This window comes from Edaphobacter sp. 4G125 (assembly GCF_014274685.1).
Lineage (GTDB): Bacteria > Acidobacteriota > Terriglobia > Terriglobales > Acidobacteriaceae > Edaphobacter.
In genome coordinates this window covers 394309-416989 of sequence record NZ_CP060393.1, presented here as the reverse complement: position 1 = coordinate 416989, position 22681 = coordinate 394309, and the positions used below count along the sequence as shown (strand labels likewise).

20 protein-coding genes and 1 pseudogene are annotated in these 22681 nt (G+C 56.2%); 14 read left to right on the top strand and 7 right to left on the bottom strand.

Going from position 1 to position 22681, the window contains the following annotated elements:
- Window positions 1-148 precede the first annotated feature (148 nt).
- Window positions 149-634 (top strand): DUF4126 family protein, encoded by a 486-nt coding sequence (locus tag H7846_RS01785; RefSeq protein ID WP_186694757.1) that lies wholly within the window; start codon window positions 149-151, stop codon window positions 632-634.
- A gap of 531 nt (window positions 635-1165) precedes the next feature.
- Window positions 1166-2020 (top strand): acetyl-CoA carboxylase, carboxyltransferase subunit beta, encoded by an 855-nt coding sequence (gene accD / locus H7846_RS01780; RefSeq protein WP_186694756.1) that lies wholly within the window; start codon window positions 1166-1168, stop codon window positions 2018-2020.
- A gap of 602 nt (window positions 2021-2622) precedes the next feature.
- Here the strand turns inward: accD and murJ are convergent.
- Entirely contained in the window at window positions 2623-4245 is a 1623-nt protein-coding gene (gene murJ, locus H7846_RS01775) for a murein biosynthesis integral membrane protein MurJ (protein ID WP_186694755.1), read from the bottom strand.
- Between the two features lie 172 nt (window positions 4246-4417).
- Between murJ and H7846_RS01770 the strand changes: the two genes are divergently transcribed.
- Window positions 4418-5263 (top strand): class I SAM-dependent methyltransferase, encoded by an 846-nt coding sequence (locus H7846_RS01770; protein WP_186694754.1) that lies wholly within the window; start codon window positions 4418-4420, stop codon window positions 5261-5263.
- Between the two features lie 42 nt (window positions 5264-5305).
- On the top strand, window positions 5306-5449 hold the full coding sequence (locus H7846_RS01765) for an ATP-dependent DNA ligase (protein WP_255461016.1): 144 nt from the start codon (window positions 5306-5308) through the stop codon (window positions 5447-5449).
- Here the strand turns inward: H7846_RS01765 and H7846_RS01760 are convergent.
- A complete protein-coding gene (locus tag H7846_RS01760; protein WP_186696485.1) occupies window positions 5412-5549 on the bottom strand; it encodes a hypothetical protein in 138 nt (45 codons plus the stop codon). The genes H7846_RS01765 and H7846_RS01760 overlap by 38 nt on opposite strands.
- A gap of 159 nt (window positions 5550-5708) precedes the next feature.
- Here H7846_RS01760 and H7846_RS01755 point away from each other — a divergent pair, with 159 nt between their 5' ends.
- Window positions 5709-6881, top strand: coding sequence for a DUF481 domain-containing protein (locus H7846_RS01755; RefSeq protein ID WP_186694753.1), 1173 nt, complete (start codon window positions 5709-5711; stop codon window positions 6879-6881).
- A gap of 85 nt (window positions 6882-6966) precedes the next feature.
- On the opposite strand, the gene H7846_RS01750 is transcribed toward H7846_RS01755, so the two are convergent.
- Window positions 6967-8736: a M20/M25/M40 family metallo-hydrolase gene (locus H7846_RS01750; protein ID WP_186694752.1), complete on the bottom strand. Its 1770-nt coding sequence runs from the start codon at window positions 8734-8736 to the stop codon at window positions 6967-6969.
- Between the two features lie 90 nt (window positions 8737-8826).
- Between H7846_RS01750 and H7846_RS01745 the strand changes: the two genes are divergently transcribed.
- Window positions 8827-9030: a hypothetical protein gene (locus H7846_RS01745; RefSeq protein WP_186694750.1), complete on the top strand. Its 204-nt coding sequence runs from the start codon at window positions 8827-8829 to the stop codon at window positions 9028-9030.
- Window positions 9031-9093: 63 nt separating this feature from the next.
- Here H7846_RS01745 and H7846_RS01740 read toward each other — a convergent pair whose 3' ends face one another.
- The gene (locus H7846_RS01740; protein ID WP_186694749.1) at window positions 9094-9411 is read right to left on the bottom strand and encodes a hypothetical protein; all 318 of its coding nucleotides are present in this window, start codon (window positions 9409-9411) and stop codon (window positions 9094-9096) included.
- Window positions 9412-9430: 19 nt separating this feature from the next.
- Between H7846_RS01740 and H7846_RS01735 the strand changes: the two genes are divergently transcribed.
- From H7846_RS01735 to H7846_RS01715, 6 genes and pseudogenes are all read left to right on the top strand, one after another.
- Window positions 9431-10192, top strand: coding sequence for a hypothetical protein (locus tag H7846_RS01735; RefSeq protein ID WP_186694748.1), 762 nt, complete (start codon window positions 9431-9433; stop codon window positions 10190-10192).
- A 152-nt stretch (window positions 10193-10344) separates the two neighbouring features.
- A complete protein-coding gene (locus H7846_RS01730) occupies window positions 10345-10761 on the top strand; it encodes a VOC family protein (RefSeq protein ID WP_186694747.1) in 417 nt (138 codons plus the stop codon).
- 21 nt (window positions 10762-10782) lie between these two features.
- Window positions 10783-10863 (top strand): annotated as a pseudogene (locus tag H7846_RS18085) (thiol reductase thioredoxin); the annotation flags it as partial.
- Window positions 10864-10890: 27 nt separating this feature from the next.
- Window positions 10891-11220, top strand: a complete 330-nt coding sequence (gene trxA / locus H7846_RS01725) for a thioredoxin (RefSeq protein WP_255460781.1) — start codon at window positions 10891-10893, stop codon at window positions 11218-11220.
- A 61-nt stretch (window positions 11221-11281) separates the two neighbouring features.
- The gene (locus tag H7846_RS01720) at window positions 11282-11623 is read left to right on the top strand and encodes a PadR family transcriptional regulator (RefSeq protein WP_186694745.1); all 342 of its coding nucleotides are present in this window, start codon (window positions 11282-11284) and stop codon (window positions 11621-11623) included.
- Window positions 11620-14292 (top strand): ABC transporter permease, encoded by a 2673-nt coding sequence (locus H7846_RS01715; protein WP_186694744.1) that lies wholly within the window; start codon window positions 11620-11622, stop codon window positions 14290-14292. The genes H7846_RS01720 and H7846_RS01715 overlap by 4 nt, the downstream gene beginning before the upstream one ends.
- A 2-nt stretch (window positions 14293-14294) precedes the next feature.
- Here the strand turns inward: H7846_RS01715 and H7846_RS01710 are convergent, their stop codons facing one another.
- Window positions 14295-15941 (bottom strand): alpha-L-fucosidase, encoded by a 1647-nt coding sequence (locus tag H7846_RS01710; RefSeq protein ID WP_186694743.1) that lies wholly within the window; start codon window positions 15939-15941, stop codon window positions 14295-14297.
- Window positions 15942-16155: 214 nt separating this feature from the next.
- On the opposite strand from H7846_RS01710, the gene H7846_RS01705 reads away from it, so the two are divergent.
- Together H7846_RS01705 and H7846_RS01700 are read left to right on the top strand one after the other, a co-directional pair.
- Window positions 16156-18882, top strand: coding sequence for a TonB-dependent receptor (locus tag H7846_RS01705; RefSeq protein WP_186694741.1), 2727 nt, complete (start codon window positions 16156-16158; stop codon window positions 18880-18882).
- A gap of 55 nt (window positions 18883-18937) precedes the next feature.
- Entirely contained in the window at window positions 18938-19525 is a 588-nt protein-coding gene (locus H7846_RS01700; RefSeq protein WP_186694740.1) for a hypothetical protein, read from the top strand.
- Between the two features lie 1227 nt (window positions 19526-20752).
- Here H7846_RS01700 and H7846_RS01695 read toward each other — a convergent pair.
- Window positions 20753-21517 carry an endonuclease III domain-containing protein gene (locus H7846_RS01695; RefSeq protein WP_186694738.1) on the bottom strand — a complete coding sequence of 255 codons (765 nt, stop codon included), beginning with the start codon at window positions 21515-21517 and terminating at the stop codon, window positions 20753-20755.
- A gap of 14 nt (window positions 21518-21531) precedes the next feature.
- Complete coding sequence (locus H7846_RS01690) at window positions 21532-22452, bottom strand: isoaspartyl peptidase/L-asparaginase (RefSeq protein WP_186694737.1); 921 nt, start codon at window positions 22450-22452, stop codon at window positions 21532-21534.
- Window positions 22453-22681: the final 229 nt, after the last annotated feature.

Here is a 22681-nt window from a genome sequence, read left to right as displayed (position 1 = left end):
CCGTTACAGGTTGCCAGTGACGCACGATCCGGAAACTGACAACCTGTACCTCACAATCTCCATGCGAGACTTCCATTCCTCTCTTCTCGTCATCCCATAAGCGATAACTTGCAGTTACAGTGTTATCGGGAAGGAGGGAGTGCGCAGCATGACCCTTGAGGTCCTGACATGGCTCATCGCAATTCCGCTGCTCGGCTTCATTACAGGTATGCGGTCTATGACGCCCATGGCAGTCCTCTGCTGGTTTGCCTGGCTCAAGCTGCTTCCCGTTGACGATTGGGCATGGTGGGCAGCAAAACTTGCCATCGCCCTGCTGTTTACGGCACTCGCCGTCATGGAGTACCTCGCCGATAAGTACTCCCACATGCCTCGCCCTACGCGTCCCTATGCCCTGATCGTCCGCTTCTTCCTTGGGGGCTTGATCGGGGCCATCGTCGCCTCTTCTCTCGATGCTCCTGGGGTCGAGGGAGTCATTCTCGGTGTTCTTGGAGCCCTCGTCGGCTCCTTCTGTGCCTACCAGCTCCGGCATCAGCTCACCCACCGTCTTGGCTGCAAGACCTGGCATGTCACCTTAACCGAAGATGTCTTTGCCATCGCAGCCACCATCATCTGTATGGGCATCATCACCGGGTAGTTGCCAGTTGGAGGTTGCAGATTGTCAGTTGGATCACCCCTAAAAGTGTCCTCCTGAGCGCAGTCGAAGAGCCTGCCCTGGAAGGGACCTGCATTTGCCTTGCTCGTCATTCTGAGCGAGCATCGCGCAACGAAGAATCCCCTGTATTGGCCTTTGTCTTTCCTATCCGCGTCGTCGAATCGGTGTTATCGGTGCAAATCGGCGTTACGCCTTTCCAGGAGACTCCTTTGTTAAGGGCACGGCTTTAGCCGTGCCACACGACGCTTGGTTTCAATGCGGCTTTAGCCGCTGAGGAACTCTTTTCTTTCGCGGACGCACTTTTTCAACACTCTGAAACGCGACTAGCCTGCCTGAGCGAGCATAGCGAATAGAGAGAAATCCCCTTTGCCACCCAAATCCGCATTCCTCCGCCTCCAATCCGCGGTCGAATCGGTGTCATCGGGACAAATCGGTGTTAGCCTCTCCCAACCACCACCTGCAACCCACAGCAGCTACAATAGTCGAGGGTTCCCCAGAGGCATACAAACAGGCATGAGCTGGTTTAAACGCGAAGACAACGAGATCGTCAACGACGCCGAGCGAACAGTTCGCACCGAAGGACTCTGGGTTCGCTGCCCCAAATGCAGTCAGGTCATCTTTAAGGCTGATCTTGAAGCCAATCTCCACGTCTGCCCCAAGTGTGGCCATCACTTCCGCATCGGAGCCAGGGAACGGATCGAGAACCTGCTGGAACCCGGCTATCAGCTTGTTGATCTCGAACTGCGCTCAACCGACCCGCTTCAATTCACCGACCTGAAGCCCTACAAAGGCCGCCTGAAGGACGCTCAAAAGAAGACCGGCCTGAACGATGCTATCGTCAACGCAATCGGCAACATTGGACCTCATCCTGTCGTCATCTCGGCCATGGAGTACAGCTTCATCGGTGGCTCGATGGGTTCGGTCGTAGGAGAGACGATCGCGCGCGCTGTCGACCGCGCACTTGAGAACCGTCATCCGCTCATCATCATCTCCGCCTCCGGTGGCGCCCGCATGATGGAGGGCATTGCCTCCCTGATGCAGCTGGCCAAGGTCTCCGCCGGTCTGGCGAAGCTCGATGAGGCAAAGATTCCCTACATCTCCGTGATGACCGATCCCACCACGGGCGGCGTCACCGCCAGCTTCGCCATGTTGGGCGACCTGAACATCGCCGAACCCGAAGCACTGATCGGCTTTGCCGGACCTCGCGTAATCGAACAAACCATCCGGCAGAAGCTGCCCGAAGGCTTCCAACGCTCTGAGTTCCTCCTCGAGCACGGCTTCCTCGATGCCATCGTCGACCGCAAAGACATGAAGCAATACCTCGAAGACACTCTCAGCTGGATGACCTCCAACTCCCAGGCCTCTTAAAAACCTGGCTGATCTGGGCTTTGAGTGCCTCATACATGCCGTAGGCATGTGTGAGTTCATTCGCGCGATAGCGCGAACCCATTTCGACCAAAGCTGACGCGTTCGGCCAGCAGGGCATTGAAAAATATCTGCTTTGTTAAGGGCACGGCTTTAGCCGTGCCGTAAGACTCTTGGGTTCAATGCGGCTTTAGCCGCTGAGGGACTCTTTTCTTTCGCTGAGACACTTTTCAACACTCTGAAAACGCGGGCAGCTTCTCTGGACGAGCATAGCGAATGGAGAAAAATCCCGCATTTGCCTTTACCTTACAAATCCGCGCCCATCCGAGGTCGAATCGGCGTCATTGATAAGAGTCGGGAACTCCTCTGTCAAGCTCATCCCCTCGGGCATAAACCTGCAACCATCACTAAAAAAACAACTTACCCCTCAAAATAAACTCCTCAAACCTGCAAAACCACCCCTCCCGAATCACTACACTAAAAGTAGAGGGAATTCTCATAGAGCCAGGGCGAACCAGGATAGATCGCACACTTGAAGTCCGAACCTAACTTCCATCGAATGAATACTTTGTACAAAATAGATGGGGGGTGTACCCGCCGGCCTTCTAGCCACGGCGCAGGAATCGCCGTAAAGTTCCCGGTGCTTCAATTCCAAGAACGTGAGTGAAGCCCAGATACAGCACTCCGAACAAAGGCAGCACAACCGCTCCAAGAATCAAAGACGAGAAGTGACCCGGAGGAACAGGAAGCACCAGCTTCACACCATAGCCAACCGCCGCAGCCACAATCGCGGCACCCCAGAGCTTGGCTGTCCGAGCCCGCGCCGCCGGGACGACGCCGATGCGCTGATGCAATCCTCGCCGCAGAAGGGCGAACTCCACCCATCCGGCCAAACCGGCGGAAAAAGTCAGTCCGGCGACGCCCCAGTGACGGTCTACTCCGAGAAGTTTTGGCAGAGGTAGCGCAAAGAAGTATCCAAGTGCCACCGTCAGTCCTACACGAATCAACGCGAAGATCAACGGGGTTCGCGTATTGCGCAACGCATAGAAGGCCGACGAGTAGAGTCTGCCCGAGGTCGAGGCCAGCAGTCCGACCCCGGAGCCCGCCAGCACGCTCCATACAAACGTCACATCGGCGGCAGTGAACTTTCCTGAACGGTAGATCGTCGCCACGATGACATCGCCTAGAACAACGAACCCGACCGCCGAAGGAATTACAAAGAACGCAATATTCTGGAGCCCCTGCGCTAACCGCCTGCGCAGAGTCTCCGCAACCTCATCAGTACTCCCCAGAGCGCTCGACATCGCAGGCAGCTCGGCGGCGGAGATCGCCATGCCAAACAAACTCACCGGCAGTGAGTTCACGGTCTGCGCATAGGCCAGGGCCGAGACTGCACCTGTCGGCAGAAAGCTCGCAATCAACGAGTCAAGGTACGCACTGATCTGGACCACGCCACGGCTCAGGAAGACCGGAAAGAAGTTCCGGACGATCGTCCGGACCGAGTCGCTACGCAACTTAATACGGAGCGCCAGCGGCCACAACAGGCGAAGCACCGAAGGCACCTGCACGGCAAACTGCAAGGCGCTGCCGATTACCGAGGCGAATGCAATCACAATTGCCAGATGTCTCTGTCCCTGGCGGCCGCCATTCCAGAGAAAGGCTGCGATCATCGTCACGTTCCAGATCACCGGTGCGGCATAGGAGAGCAGAAACTTTCTGTGGCTGTTCAGAACCCCCAGGCACCAGGCCGAGAGCACCAGCAGCGCCGCGCCCGGGAAGAGGATCTGCACCAGCCGGATCACCAGCTCGCGCTTCTCGCCATGGAATCCAGGAGCAATGGCATCGATCAGCCAGGGCGCAGCAAAGATGCCCAGCAGCACCAGCACCGAGGTGATCAGCATCAGGAGGACAAAGATCGCCTCGGCTACCTCAGAGGCTTCCTCGTCCTTGCCCTCGGCACGCAGACGAGCATAGACCGGGATGAACGATGCAGAAAGAACACCTTCTCCAAAGAGGTTTTGCAGGAAGTTTGGAATACGAAAAGCCGCACGAAAAGCATCGGCTACATCGGAGTTACCGAGATAGTGCGCGAAGACACGGTCACGAACCAACCCTAGCAGACGGCTCATCAGAATGCCCGTTGCCACTGCCACCGCAGACGAGCGCGCAAGAAAGCCTTTAGCTCGGGGCTGGGGCAAGGGTTTGGAGGAGAGATCGGTCACCGTCATTTAACTCTACAGTTGTCGGTCGCAGGTTACAGGTTCTCAGTTAGGTGCAGATTTAAGATGAGGGGCAAGAAATCAAAGAAGTGTCATTTCGACCGAAGTGGCGCAGCCGCGAAGTGGAGAAATCCCCGCATCCAAAAAGTAGCATCAGCAAACTGCAATTAAACTGAAACGAATGGAAGCAGCCCGCCCCTCACGCACCGCTCTTCGCGTCGCTATGCGACGAGCCGCACATCAGATCTACGACGCCAAACCGCTCGTCTTCGAAGACCCCGTTGCCGTCCCCATCCTCGGCAACGAGTTCCTTCCCGAGGTCGAGCGCACGCAGTTCAAGCTCAACAAACCACATTCCGTTGGGTTGCGTGCCCACATGGTTGCGCGTAGCCGATACGCGGAAGATCTCCTGGCCCAGGCCGTCGCCCGCGGCGTGACCCAGTATGTTCTGCTCGGCGCCGGACTCGACACCTTCGCCTATCGCAATCCTTTTCCCGATCTGCACGTCTTCGAGGTCGATCACCCCGCGACACAGCAATGGAAGCGTGATCTACTTGCCGCTACCAATATCTCTATCCCGGCCAATCTCACCTACGCACCGGTCGACTTCGAGCACCAGCAGCTTTCCACTCAACTCATAGTAGAAGGCTTCAATCCCGCAGCACCTGCCTTCTTTGCATGGCTTGGCGTGGTGCCTTACCTCACGCAAGCGGCCTTCCGATCGACGCTCTCGCTGGTCGCGGCCTCAGCCAAAGGGTCCGGCATCGTAATGGACTACGGCCAACCCCGCTCCGCTCTTCCATACTTCGAGCAGCTTGCGCACGACTCGCTGGCCTCACGCGTGCAGCTTGCAGGGGAACCCTTCCAACTCTTCTTCACTCCATCGGAGATGGCAGAGGAGCTCGCAGACTTCCATAACATCGAAGATCTCGGATCAATCGAGCTCAACGCCCGTTATTTCTCCAGCCGCACCGACAACCTGAAGCTCCTTGGAACCGCCGGGCGCATCGTCAGCGCCTGGGTATAGCATCGGTCCGTGAATCTACCTGCGCCCTCCGCCGATCCTCCCATGCTCGCCAAGCGAGTCGAAGAGATCCCAACCGAAGGCTGCTGGATCTTCGAGCCAAAGTGGGATGGCTTTCGCGCCTTCATCTTTCGCGATGGCGATGAGCTTCTCATCCAGAGTCGCGATCAAAAGCCGCTCGATCGTTGACGAAACTCTTCAGCACAATGGGCCGATCACGAATCTCCAGCAACGCTCCCGGGGCAACCACGAGGTAGTAGCGGATCAGATCGAGCTTTGTAACTCGCACCTGCCTGGAGAAATAGAGCTATCTGGATGCGTTACCCGCACTTCGTGGCCATTGATCGTAAGGATCTCTGCTGCCTCGTCTGCTCTCACACAAACGGCCTATACCTGATTGGGTACCACCAGAAAATCACACAGGTGTATTGGTTACGCTTTAAAAAGGATGAAAAAAACGCACCTTTCCCTTCTTTTTCTCTTCCTCTTTGTGACTACGATTCTTTCGGCACAAGGAAATGGGAATGATCGCAATAAAGCGCAAGACCCCGACACGCTGATCTTCGTCAACGGCGACCAGCTGACCGGAAAGCTTACGCATTCGACCGGCGACTCCGTTTCGTTCCACAGCGATATGGCAGGAGATATCACCGTGCCCTGGTCGAAGGTGAAGGAGTTGCGCTCCAATCGCCAGTTCGTCGTGCTTGGCAAGAACTCTCATTGGAGTTGGAGAAATACACAGAAGATCCCCTCCGGCAGCATCCAGGTATCGGACAACAAGATTGAGCTGACAGGCAAACAGGAAACCCAGACGATGCCGATCAAGAGCACCGCCGATGTGCTCGATCTTGATACCTTCAGCCGCGAAGCCCACCGGGACACGAACTTCTTCCGGAACTGGAAAGGGTCCGCCACCCTCGGTATCACTGCGATTCAGGCCACACAGAACAACTACACCTATACGGCTGGCGCATCATTGGCTCGCAACATGCCAATGGTCGACTATCTGCCCCCGCGCAATCGGACCTTCGCCAATTTCTCCGGCTCCTACAGCCGCATCACGCAACGACAGGCACAGGATGCGCCTGTATTGCCCGATCTAAAGACCTCGATTTATCACGTAGATTCAGAACGTGATGAGTACCTGTCTTCCCGCATGTACCTGCTGGGCGCAGTGGCCTTCGACCACAATTTTTCCCAGGGCCTCGATTTGCAGCAGATCTATGGAGGTGGTGTAGGTTGGACCGTCATCAAGAACCAGCAACAGACGCTGGATCTGAAGGCGACCCTGCAATATGAAAAGCAGGACTTTCTAGCAAGCTCTATTAACGTTAATACCGACCTGATCGGTTCGACCTTCAGCGTGAACTACCTTCGAAACCTGCCTCTCAAAATCGTCTTTCAGCAGCAGCTCCAATATCTGCCTGCCTACAACCTTCCTAATGCATATTCGGCCAACGAGACCAACAGCCTGACCTTCCCGCTTTATAAGCGATTCCGTTTCCAGATCGGCACACAGGACAGCTACCTGAATAATCCCCCGACAGCGATCTATCCTGCGCCGCCGAATCAACGCAACTCATTTCAGTTCACAACAGGAGTCAACATCATTCTGAAATAACGTCTGACTCTGTGGCGTAACTCTTCTCTTCGCAAAAAAGAATCGGCAGGGACCATCAAGACCCCTGCCGATTTCAGCTATCGATCTACTTCACTTCAGGGTCCATTGCATTCGGATAGATTCCGGGAATCGGCTCAGTCTTCTGTTTTTCCAGCTCTGGATGAGGGAAGGGCTTGCGGGGCATCATCGCATCTCGTTCGCTGGTGTTGTACAGGAAGATCGCCTCGACCACAGCAGCCTGTTGTAGATCGGCTGCATGCAAGCGATCGAACGTGTCCATGTTCGAGTGGTGCGTGCGTGTCTCGTAATCCATATCGTCCTGGATGTACTGGAACCCCGGCAGCCCCACAGCATCGAACGACAGATGATCAGTACCGCCGGTGTTGCGATTGGTAATCGTCGTGACGCCGAGATCTTTCAGCGGAGCGATCCATTGCGCAAAGATCGGCGCGATGGCGAAGTTCTCCTGCGTGTACACGCCACGTACTTTGCCTGTACCGTTGTCCAGGTTGTAGTACGCATCCAGCGTCTCCCACTCCTTCGTCGTCGTCAGCTTGCCCTTCGAACGCATAAAGCTCGGTGTGCTCGGCGGATCGGGATGCTCCGGCTCAGCAAACGTTCCGAAATGCTGCTTCACATATCCCTGCGATCCATATAGTCCCTGCTCTTCGCCAGACCACAGCGCGATTCGGATCGTGCGCCTCGGCTTCACACCAAGAGCCTTGAGAATACGCACCGCCTCCATCGCCACCACGGAACCGGCAGCATTGTCGGTCGCACCCGTTCCAGAGATCCAGCTATCGAGGTGACCGCCGACCATCACCACCTGGTCCTTCAGCTTCGGATCGGCGCCCGGAATCTCCGCTACTGTGTTGAATCCGTGCTCATGGTCTCCCGTAAACTTCGTATCGATGTTGACCTCGAGCGTCACCGGAACCTTATGCTCCAACAGACGCGCAATTCGGTTGTAGTTTTCGACAATCATCGGGCCGTTAGGGATCGTGATCGCGTTCTCCTTCTTCTGCGCGCTCATCGCAAGGTTGGCTCCGTTGTCATCAAAGATGATCCCCGTACCACCGCCGGCGCCGCCATCACGCGAAGGAGTGATAATAGCCACCACTCCCTCCTCCACCATCATCTTCAGCGCAGCCGCCCGCATTTCATACACCTTGCGCCGCTGTGCCAGCAACGCAACGATGTCGCGGCCGGCACGGGTTTCAGCCGTCTCCAGCTCCTTCAGCTCGGCATCCGTGTAGCGCGTAAATAGCGGCTTGTCGAGATCGGGTGTCGTGCGAATCGCGCCGAAGAGCACGATCTTCCCTTTCAGCTTGCCCTTGTATTGGTCTAGGTCTTTCAACTCGGAGACGTTCATCAACACCGCCTCGCCGGTCACCGATCCATTCGTGGAAGGTGACCACGGCGCAGCCTGCATCCACAGCGGAGCCGTATCCGGAGCGATCATCTTCGCCGTCGTACTGATCTGCTGCCAGCCCATTCCGAACTCGCCCCAGTCTTCCAGATGCGCATTCTCGAGACCGATCTTCGTTAGCGTGTCTCGTGTCCACTCATTCGCCTTCTTCATATTCGGCGAACCTGTCAGACGCGGCCCGATGCCGTTTGTCAGGGCATCCGCAAACTCCATCACGTGTGAGTGTTTGAAACCCTCCTCGCGAATCCGCGCATACATCGTCAGGTCGAGGTTCTCTTTGGCTGGCTGAGACCCATAATAGGATGGGATTTCCGCAACAGGCTCTTTTTGAGCGGCCTTCTTATCAGCGGCAACCGAGGGGAGTGCAAGTGTCGTTGCTATCGCCGTAAAGCAGCTCCAGCGCGCGACCATGCGTACAAATGACATAAATAGTCCTCCACAAAACTGGCTTTTCAAAGATCGAAGAATAGCAGAACGAGCCTCCAGAACGGGCTTCCGCATGAGAAAATCTCCCTCATGAGCGATTTCATTCCCCAGAAACCCACCGGCCCTCGCATCGGTGGCCTCAGTCCCAAGGCGCAGAAACTGCAGGCCCTTCGCGAGAAGATGGCTCAGCAAAAAAGCGGCGAAAAGAACTTCTCCGCCTCCTCTGGCAATACACCCAAAACCAAGTCAGCCGCGGCGCACAAGAAGACCAGCTTCCAGCGCAAGGCTACTTAAAACAGGAAGATCCACTCCTACTGTCGCTTACCGCAACATGAGTGGATCCCCAAACCTACCTTTTTATCCCTTGCGCGTAATTCGCTTTACCCAGAGTGTCCCCAAATACCCCCACGCCGCCACCAGGGTAATGATCCCCACAGTGAGCCCCCCACGAGCGTAAGCATACTCGTAGTCCACGTTAGCGTGGGTCACCGCGTTGTAGATCATAATCCCGAAGATCCCCACAAACGTCGTCGCAAAGAATCCGATCACACCGGCGGCTGCTCCGATCAGTAGACTGGCAAACCAACCCAGATCGCCAAGCGGAACACCAAACAATCTTCCCTGTTGATTTTGCGTTTGTTGTGATATTCCTTCTGCCTGCGGTCTTTGCGTCATACCAGTAGAATACTGCTTTATGGCAGAAGGCGTTCAAAACGGACTCTTGCGGGCAGTTCAGGTAGCCCGCGAAACAGCAGTGCATCGCGCTCCTAACGGTATTGCCTACGGGGCCTTTGGCGATAACAGCCTCGAAGGGCGCGATCTGGAACGTATCGTCCAGGCTGTTCCATCAGCAATCGCCGCTGCGCTCGCCCGCAAAGCGTACTACTTTGTGCCTCTCGCCCTCAGCGAGGGCCGCACGGGCGATTCCACCCTGGTCGCTCCCGCCTACACCACCGAGCTTGGCGATCAGGCCACCTGCCACCGCAACGTTACCCTCGACGACGCTGACGGGGTCTTCATCTCTACCCGCCTGCTCGGCGACCGTTTCGCCCTCTCGTTTGAGTTCTTCATTAATGTGGCGCACGCCTTTGTCGATGTCACCGGAGTTCCCGACAGCTTCCAGCAGCTTGCCTGGTCCCAGGCCGTCGCCAGAGTTCGTGGCGAAACCTCACAGGACGCATGGGAAAGCCGCAATCTTTCCTTCTCCGGAAAATCCGACAGTCCAGACATCGTCGACGAACGCGCCAAAACCAGCTTCCTCGAAAGCGCATTCTCCGATTCCATCGCAATCTATCTGCTCTCGCTTGCGATCGATTTCGACTATACAGAGCTTCGCGAACGCGAATATCCGCTGCTTGCCCCCCAGGCCCTCGGCGAACGGCTCCGCCTTGTTGGCAAACTATTTCCGCCCAATGCTGGCTATGAGTTCGCTGTCCGGTATCGCCGTCGCGCATGACGACCTGTATCGGCGACATCTCTTCTGTCACGTTTCCTTAAGCCTGACTTAAGGAACGAATATTCACCTCAATCTGCCGGAACGATGCATCCTAGACATAGAGCCCAAAAAGAGGGGCCTCGCTGCATTCAGCTCCTGCAGGAGAGAGAAATATGCTCGCGAATCGCTCCATACCAAACTGCACAGTCATCCCTGAATTGACTTATCCCGATCTGAGCTATGCGATCCATTGGCTGTGTTCAGCCTTCGGTTTTACTCTTCGTCTCCGCATCGGCGATCATCGCGCCCAACTTAATGTCGGGGATGGCGCCATCGTCCTCACCCACCACCCTTCCGCCGGAGCCGTAACACCGCTGGCGCACTCTCTGCTGATTCGAGTTGCGGATGTCGATGCACATTATCTTCATGCGTCTGAGTATGGTGCACGCGTTCTCCGTCATCCCATCACCTACCCCTACGGCGAACGTCAGTACAGCGTTGCCGATCTCATTGGACGCACCTGGACCTTCTCCCAGTCCGTCGCGGACATTGATCCTTGTGACTGGGGCGGAACCCCCGAAAATCTCTGAACCGATCAATTGGACCTTCTCATGCCTATCATTCGCACCTGTCCTCACTGTGGCCAAAAGAATCGCGTCCCGGCACATCATCTTACCGACACGGGTCGTTGCGGCCAGTGCAAAAACGCTCTCCCTCCTATGAACGAACCTATCGCTGTGGATACAACCCTCTTCGATGAGATCGTCCGCGAATCCCGCGTTCCTGTCCTCGTCGACTTCTGGGCTGAATGGTGTGGTCCCTGTCGCATGGCAGCTCCCGAGGTCGCACGCACCGCGGCCAATCAGGCCGGACGTGCTCTAGTGCTCAAGGTCGATACCGAACAAAACCCTCAGCTCTCCGCACGTTATAACATCCGCGGCATCCCCAATTTCGCAGTCTTCAATGCAGGCAAGCTCGTCTTCCAGCAAGCAGGACTCGTTGGCCATCAACAGATGGAACAGTGGCTCAATCAGGCTCGCAACAGCTAACGACTTGACTTTATCCCCGTTACTGCCTACTCTCCTATTCCAAATAGGAGAGAAGATTTTTATGGGAGACAAGGTAGATCTACTACAGGGAACACTCGAGATCCTTATCCTGAAGTCTGTCTCGCTAGGAGCTCTGCATGGTTACGGCATCCTCCTCCGTATTCAGCAGATCTCACAGGGGCGTCTTGAGATTCCTCAGGGTTCGTTCTATATCGCTCTCTACCGCATGGAGCACAAGGGTCTGATTCGCGGCGAGTGGGGAGAGTCGGAGAATAACCGGCGCGCCAAGTTTTACTCGCTTACTGCTGCAGGGCGAAAACAACTGAAAAAAGAGACAGAAAAATGGAATGAGATGACAGATGTCGTCGGCTCCATCCTCGATGCCACTCCAGAGGCGTTATGAATCTCATTGCTCCGCTTCGCTCATGGTGGAATGCACTCGTCCATCGCCTCGATACAGACAGTGATGTCGAAGCAGAACTTCAGTTCCATATCGACGCCTACACACAGCAGCTCATCGATTCAGGGCTTACACCAGCAGACGCCGCCAGACAGGCGAAGATCGCATTCGGTCATGTTGGTATACAAAAGGAAAAATATCGCGCAGCCATCGGACTTCGTCCTCTACATGAAATCGGCGGTGACATCCGCTACGGCATCCGCTCGCTCTATCGCCAGCCGTCTGTCTCCATCGCAGCTGTCCTTTCGCTTGCGCTTGGCATTGGAGCAACGTCCGCGATGTTCAACGTTATTTACTCCACGTTGCTGCATCCTTTTCCTTATGCCGATGCCGACCGCATCGTGAACCCTTCGCTGATCGACGAAAAACAACCACTGGTGCCGACTTGGTTCGCTCTTGAGCCAGCGCAGTACGAAAGTTTTATCAAGGCGAAGTCGATCGAGAGTGTACTAGGCTTCATGCTCGCCGGTCAGCCTGAGACAGGCGGACCGTTCCCAGAGAATGTCAGCACCGCATATGTGACATCGAACATGAACACCTTCCTCAAGGTTCCCCCATTGCTTGGGCGCGGACTCCAGCTCTCCGACGCTTCGCAGAACGTGGTTGTGCTTAGTTACAAATACTGGCAGCGCCGATTCAGTGGTGACCCCGAAATTCTGGGACATATATTGGACCTCAACCATCAGAGCTTCACCATTATCGGTGTGATGCCATCGCGATTTACCTTTACGGAGACCGTGAGTAACGCGGACGTTTACATCCCCTGGAGTGCATCTCGCAGCTCTGCGCTGTTTCCGTGGATCAAGCTCCGGCCCGGCGTCACACCAGCGATGGCCAATGCAGAGTTTCAGGCCTACCTCAACAAGTTCAAACAGGAAACCCCGCGACATTTCCCAGAGCAGTTTCGCGCTAATGTGGAGCCGATCACCGCTCCATATATGCGCCGTACCGGGCGTACACTGGCAATGCTGTTCGCCGCCGTCATTTTTCTTCTTCTCATCGGCTGCGCCAACTGCTCCGTCCTGCTGCTGGCCCGCGGAGAGGCACGCCAGCATGAGCTTTCGATCCGATCTGCTATCGGCGCCAGCCGGTTTCGAATGATTCGTCAGCTGCTCGTGGAATCGCTGACAATCGCTTTCTCAGGCGCAGCACTTGGGACCGCACTCTCGTACTGGCTGGCTAAATTACCTTTGAAGCTGATGCCCGGCACCTTTCCTCAAGAGGCAGCAATCGCCATCAACTGGCCGGTGCTCGCCTTCTCCGTGACGCTGGCCCTCGTCACGGGAGTTCTCTTCGGCCTCGCTCCTGCTTTGCGTTTTTCCCGCCCCGATGTCTCGACCATGATGCAGGCGCGAGCACGTACACTCAGCACAACAAACAGCAGGCCGCTCAACATACTCATCGGCGCACAGATTACCCTCACCTTCATCTTGCTCGGCGTTGCAGGCGCAGCGATCGCGGGCTTCATGCACATTACCTCCATGAAGCTCGGTTACGACCCACACAACGTATGCTTTATAGGTATTCCGATCAAGCGTGACCCGAACAAGAACCAACAGGCGTATACCAACTACATCTCCCGCATGCGCGACACCGTAGCCACAGTCCCTGGCGTCGTCTCGGTTGGAGTGATGTCCAGTGGAATCCCGCCGTCGCAGCCCTTCGGCGGTTTTGGTTTGCCAGCCTCCTTCGAAATACTTGGACATCCACCTAAGCAACCACAACACGCACTAGTGCCGCTCGTTAGTCCAGAATACTTTGCCGCCCTGAAGATTCCTCTCCTTCGTGGCCGCATGTGGAATGAAGATGAAAATCGCCGCGGAGACTTCGTCGCCGTGGTCAACGAAACCTTCGCCCAGCAATACTTCGCAGGACACAACATCATCGGCCAGCAAGTGCGTACGGACTCCCTGAAGAACGATGATCGGCCGCTTACGATCACCTCACCGAACAGCGGCGACTGGCGCCAGATCCTTGGTGTGGTTGCTGATTCGCAAAACAATGGATTGGAACGGCCCGTTGCCCCGGCCATCTACGTTCCCTATACCACCTTCATGTGGAACTATACCCAGCTCTTCATCCGTACCGCAGGCGACCCACAAAGTATCCTGCTGCCGCTTCGCAACGCGCTACACAGCTTCAATCCTGAACAACGCATCTCGTTCACAACTGAAATCGAAACCCTCGAAGGTGCCTTGAGCCATCAGCCCATCTGGATGCAGCAACATCTCTTCTCCATCCTGTTCAGCTTCTTCAGCGGCCTCGCACTCTTCCTGTCGCTCTTCGGCATCGCAAGTACCGTTCTGTTTGCAACTGCACGCAGACGTAACGAACTCGGCATCCGTATGGCGCTCGGTGCAAGACGCCCCCATATCGTTTGGGCCGTCTCCCGCACAATGCTCTCTACCATCGCCTGCGGTATCGTCGTAGGACTCGCCTTCAACCTTGCGCTACAAAAACTAATCCAGCACTGGATGCCCGCAAACAACGCATCGTTTTGGATCTTCGCTCCGGTGACCGCAGTCCTCTTAGCCGCAGCCACTCTTGCGTGCATGCTGCCCGCTGCACGGGCAGCATCGATTGATCCAGCACAGACGCTTCGCTGCGATTAGCGTTACGTCAGCACCTTGAATCCATATGCGTTCAAATGATCCGCCGGCTTCGCAGGCAGCGTAATCTCCAACCCATCTGCATCCTGCTTTACCTGCAATCTTCCTTTGCCTCCAAGCATCTCCGCACCACGAATCGCCTTCGGATAAAGCGAGTTGCCCTTTGCCAGCGACTTCACCTTCAACTTACCGCCCTCCGGCCAGCCCAGCGCGAAGACATATAGTGTGTCTCCCTTCGCCGTGAAGCGTATATCGCTCGCGCCGAACTTTCTGCCTTTGTTCTCGTTAAAGTTGTGCGAGTCCGCAGCGTCCGGCAATCCCTCACCATAGATCTTGAATGGCCGCGTACCGTAGATACCCTCGCCATGCGCGCGCATCCATCGCCCGAACTCATCGAGAAATTTGTACTCGTCCTCGTCGATCGTGCCATCACCACGCACCGGAATATTCAGCATCAGGTTGCCGTTCTTGCTCACGATATCGACCAGTGCCTGTGCCACCCACTCCGGAGTCTTGTACTTGTGCTCCGTATAAAGCGAACGCTTGTAGTGCCAGTCGCCGATGCAGGTATCCGTCTGCCACGGAGCCTCCATGATCCCTTGTGCACGGCCGCGCTCGATGTCGAGCATCGTCGCGCCCATGTGCTCCTTCGTGTACTCCTTCGCCGAAACCACTGCCTGAGTCTCCCCGCCATGCCACTTCGCACTCGCGTTATAAAAGTGAGCGACCAGATCCAGCCCCGCCTGCCCCAGCGGAAGCTCCTCGTCATCCAGATACAGCATGTCCGGCTTGTACTTGTCGATCAATTCCTGGCAACGCAGGTACCACGTCCGCACAAACTCAGGGTTGTTCGGGGGCACCGTCTCCAACCACCGTCCGTCATTCTGTTTATGCCACGCATTCGCCTCGGCAATCGTCTTGATGCCGTCCGGCATCACCATATTCCTGCCCGTGTACAACTCCTGCGGATCGAACCCGTCCCACCACTTGCCTTTGCCATCCGCCTTCGTCAACGTATAGGCGTCATAACGCTGACCCGCCAGTGGGCCTTCGAGATCGTACCCATATGCCGTCTGAAACCAGTGCCATGCATGCGACGAGTGGTTCGACACGCTGAACCGCAGCCCACGCGCACGCACCAGCTTCTCCCACGTGCCGATGATGTCCTTCTTCGGACCGACATTCATCGTGTTCCATTTGTGATGCGACGAATCGAAGCAATCCAGATTATCGTGATGACAGGCCAGCGCCATGAAGTACTTCGCGCCCGTCTTCACGTACAAGTCCATCAACTTCTCCGGCTCCCAGCGCTCCGCTTTCCACATGTGGTCGATCTCTTTAAAGCCCACCTTCGTTGGGTGTCCGTAGGTTTTTACATGGAAGTTGTAACAAGGGTCGCCCTGCAGATACATGCGTCGCGCATACCAATCGCCTTGCTCCGGTACACACTGCGCACTCCAGTGCGCCCATATGCCAAACTTCGCATCGCGGAACCACTCTGGCATGCGCCACTGTTTCAACGAATCCCATGTCGGCTTGAACTTCCCGGGCATCACCTTGTTCGCCGTCTGCGCCATAAGGCCAGGATTCAGTTTGCAGGCCGCTGCTGCCAGCGTGGCGTTCTTTAATAGAGCCCTCCGCGTTACATCCATCAGACTTCGCCTCCTGTAACCAACAAAATTAGCTTCTCTCTTCGTAACTCAGTACTTAGCACTTTTCTTACGCGAAGAAGACTACCATCCGATCCGCCCATCTGCCGCTGGGAACTTTTTATCGCACCCTCGCGTAGAACACCTTCAGCCATGTCCTGGGCCAGGCAGGTTGTGCAGTCCTGCTCTGCACCTGAATCGACCAAAGAGGTGCCTTATGAAGTTTCTCGTTGCCGCAGCCCTTGCTGCGCTTGCGCTCCCTTATGCTCCAGCGCAGACACCCTGCGCCAAAACATCCGGGACTACGCTCACCGGCATCGTTCATGACACCACGCAGGCGATCATTCCCGGAGCATCGCTCACACTCGACGGTGGGCCTGCGGAAGCCAGTGGCGCCGACGGACACTTCCGCTTTGCCTGCGTCCCGACGGGCACACATCAGCTATCCATTGCGGCACAAGGCTTCGCGACTCAAACCCTCACGGTTAAAACGCCTCACTCCGCCTCACTCGATCTCATTCTTCAGCTCCAGGAAGTCGAGACCCAGGTCGACGTCAGCGGCGATGAGGCCACCTCGGCAGCGAACAGTGCAGCGTCCAGTGGCCCCACGCAAACCATCTCTTCCAGTCGTCTTCAATCTCTTGCCGACGACCCCGATGACCTGCTCCGCCAACTGCAGCAGCTTGCCGCAGCCGCAGGAGGTAACCCTTCCAACGCGACCATCTCCGTCGATGGATTTCAGGACTCAAGCAAGCTGCCGCCAAAAAGCTCCATCGCCTACATCAAGGTCAACCCCGACCAGTTCTCAGCCGAATACCGTGAACCTCCCTTCGGCGGAGGCCGCGTAGAGGTCTACACCAAACCCGGCCAACCCGCCTATCATGGGGCTCTCTTCGCCACCAATGGCAGCCCGTGGATGAATGCGCGTGACCCCTTCTCTACCAGCAAGGCCGCCATCGGCAAGCAGCGTTACGGCTTCGAACTCTCTGGTCCCGTTCGCAAAAAGGGCTCTGACTTCACCATGACCCTTGAGCACCGCAGCATCGACAACTTCGCAGTCGTCAACGCCATCACGCTCGATAGCAATGGCAACCAGCAGCGAACCGTCGCCAATGTCGCCACCCCACAACGCCTCTGGATCGGTACCGCTCGTCTCGACTGGCAGCTCGGCGCAAAAAACACTTTCATCGCCAGCTATAACGCCAACGTCAATCATCTTCAGAACGTCGGCGTCGGCGGAACTGCGCTGGCTGAGGCTGGTTATGACTCCCAACAGTACGAGCATGTTCTTCGCGTCAGCAACATTACCACCGCCTCTGCTCATCTCATGCACGAGGCCCGTCTCAGCTTCAAGTGGGACGGAGAGACAGATAGCCCCACCTCCACTGCACCTCAACTCCAGGTTGCTGGCGCCTTTACTGGTGGAGGCGCTACCCTTGGCCCACAGCGCATCCGCGAACTCGCCATCGAATACGACGACGATGCCATCCTCACCACAAAGAAACATACTCTCAAGTTCGGCACGCAGCTCTGGTTCTACAAAGAGAACCAGCAGCTAACCAGCAACTTCAATGGCACTTACAACTTCGGTGGCGGCTCCGCGCCCGTTCTCGATGCAAACGGCAACCCCGTTCCCGGGCAAACCACAACCATCACCGGCATCGAGCAGTACCGCCGCGCTCTGCTCCATCTTCCCGGTGGAACGCCTACCGCATATACCAATGTAGCCGGTACGCCGAACATCAATTTCAACCTCTTCCAGAATGCATGGTTCATTCAGGACGACTACAACGTCGGTCACGGCGTCCACATTGCCGCCGGCCTGCGTTACTACTGGCAGAACAACCCGACTGTTCTTAGCTCTGCCACGCCCCGCATGGGGATCCTCTGGTCACCCGATAAGAAAAATCGCTGGACCCTCCACGCTCATGGCGGACTCTTCGCCGGGCGCTACGGCAAGGGCGACTACGCCGAGGTCACCCGCATGGACGGCGTCAATCGCATCACCAGCACCATCTATAACCCCATCTATGGCGATCCTTTTATCAACTCCACGCCGATCCACAGCATCCGTCAGTTCTCTCCACACATCTCCAACCTCACCTGGGGAGCATGGAACATCGGTGGCACACGCGTTCTCCCTTACGGCTTCAATCTCTCTGTCGACTACTACAACGGTCGCATCTGGAATTACACGCGCTCCAACAACATCAACTCACCTCTCAACGACAGTCCTTACGGCCCACGCCCCGGCCCCGCCAATCTCAACATCCTTCAGATGCAGAATAGCGGTCAGGGCCGCGTAAATGCCGTATTCGCTGGTATCGAGCAACACTCCTTCAAGCGTGTGCAATTCTTCTTCGGTACCGTCCGCGTCAATCTCCTCGATGACACCGACGACAACGAATTCTCCACCCCGCAAAGCTCCACCTCAAATGCTGGCGAACTCGCCTACCGCAGCAATCAGAACGTCTGGAACATCTTCGGCAACGGAACCTTCAAATTGCCTGCTGGCATCCAACTCAGCACCAATTTCAACGGCGGCGGTGAGCGTCACTTCAATATCACCACTGGTTTCGACAACAACGGCGATGGTAATTTCAATGACCGGCCACAGTACGCCATCTCTGGCCAGACGGAAGTGATCCCAACTCCCTGGGGACAACTCGTCGCCAGTGGAGGTACCGGCGTCTTCCCGCGTAATAAAGGCGTCATGCCCTGGGTCTTCTATCTCGACACCAATCTTCAACGCGCCTTCAAACTCACCCGCAACGCCAAAGCGGAACACCAGCAGACCCTCACCGTGAACCTTCGCACTGCCAATATTCTGAACCACACCAATGTCACGGCCATGGGTGGAGTCCTGGCCTCTCCGCTCTTCAATCGCCCCTTTGCCGCCGACCCCGGTCGTCGCGTTGAGGCCGGTCTGCGCTACAACTTCTGAACTCAGCGTGAACAATCTTCATCTTTGTTGTAAACAGGCCCGTTATCCTAAAGCCATGCCCCGCACGTTGCTGGTCTGCGCGTTCCTGCTTTCTGCCATCATCCCTGTCCACGCCATTGAGGTTGGCATCTCCGCCCAGGCCCTCGAGCGCACCCTGAAGACGCAGCTCTTCAACGGTCCCGAAGGTCGCTACTATCTACGCGGTGATTCCCGCTCCGCCTGCTATGTCTATGCCGACTCGCCTCGCGTCTCCTTCGATCAGGATCGTGTTGTCGTCCGCGTCCACACTCGCGCCCGTCTGGGTACCGGCATCCGGGGAGCCTGCATGGGAGTCTCTATCACCCGCGAGGTTGACGTCTCCATCTTGCCCGATGCGCAGGGCGAAACCATCGGCTTTCGCGATGCCCGAATCGACCATCTCTCCAACTCTCGCGAGCTTAATTTTCTTCTTGTTCCATTCCTGAGCCGTGAGCTCCCACAGCAGATGAAGGTCAACGCCGCCGATCTGATGAGGCAGCTACTGAGCCGGTCCGCCGAAACCACGGGCTATGCCTTCTCGCTGACTGCCCTCAAGATCCACTCCATGCTCGTCCAGGGATCCTTGCTTGTTCTCGACGTCGACGCCCGTATGAGCGTCAACTAACGCTATCGACGTTGCGTTCTCCTGTTTCAGGCGCTTCTCCGCAAGGATCACCCGCGCGTCCTCGCCCGGCAGCATCACCGCCGGCGTGTCCTTCGGCGGAGAAAACCTTCCGCCCGTCAGATACGCGACGCCCACCACCGCCGTAAACTCCGGATAGAAGAGCGCGAGCGGAACCACATACTTCTTCGATTTCACCAGAGACTCCGTAATGCCATCGATAGAATGGCTTCGCGGAATCTCCCCTGGAACCTGCGGAATCATGAACACCGTAAACGGAAGATTTGGATTCTTCTTCGCATACTTCGACAGCGACTTCGCCACCTGCTTCGGCGTTGTCATCCCCAGGTCGATCAGCATGCTGCGATGCACCGCATGAGGAAAATAAAAATTTAGCGCCACACGCGAAAAATCCGCACAGTTATGGAAGAACAGGTTGAAGTGGCTGACATTTCGCTTATCGTTGTAATGCGCGATGAACCGCTCATCCTCTTCGCGGCTCGTCTCGACCTGGAATCCATAGATCTTGCGGTCGTACGACGAACCTACAAGCTGGACCCATTCTCCCTTCGGCGCTTCAGCGACTCCCTGACGATTAAGAACATCAGGAGCAAGCTCCTGCAGATGGTTCCTGCGGTAGCGGTCTCGTAAGTCTTCCCGTAGGGTCGCATCCGCCGTCGCAGGAACATCTTCGACGCGATCGACAGCATAGAGATACGGCACCAACGGAATCGCCAGCCAGTCGTAGCCTGCAATCTTGTGATATCGGCTAAGAACGACGCCTTGCTCTCCTTCGTGGCACATCCTCAAACGCGTCGGCGAATCCGCACAGATGTGATTGAAATACAGCGCTCCGTGCCCGGTCGGGTTGACGCTTCCAAAACCGCCGTAAGGCTCTTCCATCAAGAAAGCAACATCAGCCCGAGCAGCAGCCAACCCACCCACCAAAAAGAACACCGCAATCCCCACAACACACACACTACCGCGTCGCACAGAGCTCGAGAATCTCTGTGCCGTAGAAGTCAAGAAAGTGAAAATCAAGTTCATCTCTATCTAAAAACCAATACGAAAATTGAAGTTGCTCGGTTCCCTAAGGTCTTTTCTAAATACAAGCTCTGCAATACTTAGACGCTTGTTTTCAGGCAAACCAGAGCATAGATTCTGAATGAATTGAGGCAACCTTTTTCCGGCGTCCGGAAGATCAACTTTCCGGCAAAACGCCGGGATTTATTACTCCACCCCAACCTTGCGTGAAGGTTGCTTCAGGCCATAGGGGCATATCTTTAGTAACGGACACTCCCCACATTTAGGCTCTGAAAAAGTACAAATGGTCTGACCAAGCTTTTTGATCAGCTGGTGGTGCTCATCCAGCATCTCCGCGCTCCACGTCTCGGGAACCAAACGCATTAATCGTTCCTCTGTGGTCGCTGCATCAGCCCGTGGAGTCAGTCCCAGGCGCTGTGTCACTCGCAGATGATGCGAGTCCACGCACATCGCTCGTCGCCGTAGCGTGGAGAAGTTCACCACCGCTGCGCTTGTCTTCGACCCAACGCCAGGAAACTGCTCCAGCCAGGCCCGAATTTTGTCTGTACGGTATCGCGCAAGAAAATCCAGGGTCAGGCTGCCGTATCGCTGCGTAATTCCTTCCAGCGAGGCCTTCAGTTGTACTGCCTTCTGCTCAGGAAAACTGACATCCCGAATCGCATCCTCAATCTCAGCAAGCGATGCATCGCGCAGGTTCTCCCATGTGCCAAACCTCTCGCGCAGATGACGCACCACCGCATACGTCGTCTCCGTCTTCGTGCGCGAAGAGAGCAGGGAATAAATGAACTGCGAAAGCGGGTCCCACGGCTCACGCGGCTTCTGCTCACCAAAATATCCGAGCAGTAGCCGATGAATATGCGGAAGCCGGTCCGCCTCCTCCGGTGTCAATGGACGCCGGAAGGATGCTCCTTCACCATCGTTCGCTGGAAATAATTCGCGGGCTGCCTGCATTCCTTCTATTTTATTTAATTTCGCGTCACTCCCACCTGTACGCGTCCTTCAGCCTGCAGTCCCCACGCCATACGCGGAGTATTGTGAGCCAATCCTACACGGCCTTTGCGATCAAGCAGAATCATGCCGCCATGTCCACCTAACCGCGCATAAAGGTAATCAATTGCTGCCTTTGCAGCCTCTTCCGGCGATGCTCCCGCTGCCACACGATCTACAGCCCACTTGCCTAGCACCAGCTTCATAATGGGCTCGCCCCAGCCGGTCAGCGAAACCGCCGCAGACTCGTCATCGGCATAACAACCGCAGCCAATCAGCGAGGAATCCCCCACCCGTCCCGGAGCCTTCGACAGGGTCCCTCCGGTACTCGTACCCGCAGCAATATGGCCATGCTGATCGAGCGCAACCGCACCGACCGTGTCATGAGAATCGAGCGGCCCGGAAAAGGTCGTATCCTTTGCCCCCACCAGTTCTGCTTTCTGAAAGGCCATCAGCCTCTCTCGCTCGCGAGGCACAATCAACTCCGTGTTATCGATCAGATCCATGCCGTGCTGCCGCGCAAATCGCTCCGCACCTGTGCCAACAAAGTAGACATGTGGGCTGTGATCGAGCACCAGCCGAGCCGCGCGGATCGGATTCTTCAGCCGCTCTACACAGGCCACTCCACCGGTGCGAAGATTCTCGCCGTTCATCAGCAGGGCATCCAGCTGTACACGCCCATCGCGCGTCAGAAACGATCCTCGGCCCGCATCGAAGGCCTCATCGTCCTCCATCACCGCAACGGCTGCTTCCACAGCGTCCACGGCGCTCGCACCCCGTTCCAGCAACGCATATCCAGCAGCAAGAGCATTGGCAATTCCGGCTTCATGGGCAGCAATCGCATCGTCCGGCATCGCCCATGCGCCGCCGTGAATCAGCAGAATAGGAGAGGTCTTCATTCCATACTCGATTGTATGCAAATTTGCGCTGCAAACCCTCGTCATCCTGAGCAAGCTGGATACCCCATACATGCGGAGCATGTGTGGGAAACCCAGAGCCTCCACCCCTCGTCATTTCGACCGAAGCTGTCGCCGTCAGGCGACAGCGTAGTGGAGAAATCCCCGTATTTCGTCTTTCTGATTTTGGCAATTCGCTTCTCAATGAAAAATCAAAGAATAAGAACCAATT

Excerpts from the sequence above, each read along its gene's own strand:
- H7846_RS01785 (WP_186694757.1), top strand. The coding sequence starts at position 149 with ATGACCCTTGAGGTCCTGACATGGCTCATCGCAATTCCGCTGCTCGGC.
- accD (WP_186694756.1), top strand. The coding sequence starts at position 1,166 with ATGAGCTGGTTTAAACGCGAAGACAACGAGATCGTCAACGACGCCGAG.
- murJ (WP_186694755.1), bottom strand. The coding sequence starts at position 4,245 with ATGACGGTGACCGATCTCTCCTCCAAACCCTTGCCCCAGCCCCGAGCT.
- H7846_RS01770 (WP_186694754.1), top strand. The coding sequence starts at position 4,418 with ATGGAAGCAGCCCGCCCCTCACGCACCGCTCTTCGCGTCGCTATGCGA.
- H7846_RS01765 (WP_255461016.1), top strand. The coding sequence starts at position 5,306 with ATGCTCGCCAAGCGAGTCGAAGAGATCCCAACCGAAGGCTGCTGGATC.
- H7846_RS01755 (WP_186694753.1), top strand. The coding sequence starts at position 5,709 with ATGAAAAAAACGCACCTTTCCCTTCTTTTTCTCTTCCTCTTTGTGACT.
- H7846_RS01750 (WP_186694752.1), bottom strand. The coding sequence starts at position 8,736 with ATGTCATTTGTACGCATGGTCGCGCGCTGGAGCTGCTTTACGGCGATA.
- H7846_RS01745 (WP_186694750.1), top strand. The coding sequence starts at position 8,827 with ATGAGCGATTTCATTCCCCAGAAACCCACCGGCCCTCGCATCGGTGGC.
- H7846_RS01740 (WP_186694749.1), bottom strand. The coding sequence starts at position 9,411 with ATGACGCAAAGACCGCAGGCAGAAGGAATATCACAACAAACGCAAAAT.
- H7846_RS01735 (WP_186694748.1), top strand. The coding sequence starts at position 9,431 with ATGGCAGAAGGCGTTCAAAACGGACTCTTGCGGGCAGTTCAGGTAGCC.
- H7846_RS01730 (WP_186694747.1), top strand. The coding sequence starts at position 10,345 with ATGCTCGCGAATCGCTCCATACCAAACTGCACAGTCATCCCTGAATTG.
- trxA (WP_255460781.1), top strand. The coding sequence starts at position 10,891 with ATGAACGAACCTATCGCTGTGGATACAACCCTCTTCGATGAGATCGTC.
- H7846_RS01720 (WP_186694745.1), top strand. The coding sequence starts at position 11,282 with ATGGGAGACAAGGTAGATCTACTACAGGGAACACTCGAGATCCTTATC.
- H7846_RS01715 (WP_186694744.1), top strand. The coding sequence starts at position 11,620 with ATGAATCTCATTGCTCCGCTTCGCTCATGGTGGAATGCACTCGTCCAT.
- H7846_RS01710 (WP_186694743.1), bottom strand. The coding sequence starts at position 15,941 with ATGGATGTAACGCGGAGGGCTCTATTAAAGAACGCCACGCTGGCAGCA.
- H7846_RS01705 (WP_186694741.1), top strand. The coding sequence starts at position 16,156 with ATGAAGTTTCTCGTTGCCGCAGCCCTTGCTGCGCTTGCGCTCCCTTAT.
- H7846_RS01700 (WP_186694740.1), top strand. The coding sequence starts at position 18,938 with ATGCCCCGCACGTTGCTGGTCTGCGCGTTCCTGCTTTCTGCCATCATC.
- H7846_RS01695 (WP_186694738.1), bottom strand. The coding sequence starts at position 21,517 with ATGCAGGCAGCCCGCGAATTATTTCCAGCGAACGATGGTGAAGGAGCA.
- H7846_RS01690 (WP_186694737.1), bottom strand. The coding sequence starts at position 22,452 with ATGAAGACCTCTCCTATTCTGCTGATTCACGGCGGCGCATGGGCGATG.